The sequence below is a fragment of the Bradyrhizobium sp. WYCCWR15520 genome (assembly GCF_056174665.1).
In genome coordinates this window covers 1-1,056 of record NZ_JBWBWM010000149.1, presented here as the reverse complement: position 1 = coordinate 1,056, position 1,056 = coordinate 1, and the positions used below count along the sequence as shown (strand labels likewise).

1 protein-coding gene is annotated in these 1,056 nt (G+C 61.1%); it reads left to right on the top strand.

Features of this window, described 5'->3' with window-relative positions; genetic code table 11:
- Positions 1-84: 84 nt before the first annotated feature.
- Positions 85-1,053 carry an IS481 family transposase gene (locus AC0QUY_RS42585; protein ID WP_161855422.1) on the top strand — a complete coding sequence of 323 codons (969 nt, stop codon included), beginning with the start codon at positions 85-87 and terminating at the stop codon, positions 1,051-1,053.
- Positions 1,054-1,056: the final 3 nt, after the last annotated feature.

Genomic DNA, 1,056 nt, shown 5'->3' with positions numbered 1-1,056 from the left:
TGTGAGCTCTCAGGAGGTTGTCCATCCGGTCCTGAACGAGGAAGCTGAAGTTGTCGAAGCTTTAGCCAATCCCCGGAGAACCGAATGGACACCCATAAGAATGCGCCTCTGACGCCGAAAGGTCGAGAGGCGATGGTACGGAGCGTGATCGAGGGCGGGCTGACGAAGGCCGCAGCCGCGCTCCAGTTCAACGTCACAGCGAAGACGGTCGCCAAATGGGTCAAGCGCTTCCGCGCGGGAGGTGTTGATGGGTTGCGTGATCGCTCCTCACGCCCCCATTCATTGCCAAGCCAGACCCTGCCTGCCACATGCGCTTTAGTCGAGGCGCTGCGCCGTCAACGTTACGTCGGCAAGCAGATCGCGGCCGAGGTCGGCATCTCTCCGGCGACGGTCAGTCGCATCCTGCGACGATTGGGGTTGAACCGATTGCGCAACTTGGAACCGGCCGAACCGGTGCGGCGCTATGAACGTGAACATCCCGGTGAGCTGATCCACCTCGACATCAAAAAGCTCGGCAAGTTCAACCGGGTAGGCCATCGCATTACCGGCGATCGCACCGGTCAGAGCAGCCAGCGTGCCCGCGGCGAAGGGCCGGGCTGGGAATATGTCCACGTCTGTATCGATGATGCTTCCCGGATCGCCTTTAGCAAGGTCATGAAGAGCGAGCGACAGGGCTGCGCCGTCGCCTTCCTCAGGGCCGCAATCGCCTACTACGCAAGCCTGGGCGTCAAGGTCGAGCGGGTGATGACCGACAACGGATCTTGCTACAAATCCGTTGCCTTCCGCAAAGTCTGCAAGCGGCTCGGCCTCAAGCACATCCGCACCAAGCCATATACGCCGAAGACCAACGGCAAGGCCGAGCGCTTCATTCAGACCAGCCTGCGCGAGTGGGCCTATGCCCGCGCGTACAACACCTCAAAAGAACGAGCCGCCGAGCTGCCCAAATGGCTTCACCGCTACAATTGGCACCGGCCGCATGGCAGTATCGGTTCGATGCCGCCGATCAGCAGACTCGCTCTGACCAGGAACAACCTGTTGAGGCTCCACAGCTAGAGC

Bases quoted from the DNA above. Each gene is read 5' to 3' on its own strand.
- AC0QUY_RS42585 (WP_161855422.1), top strand. From the start codon at position 85: ATGGACACCCATAAGAATGCGCCTCTGACGCCGAAAGGTCGAGAGGCG.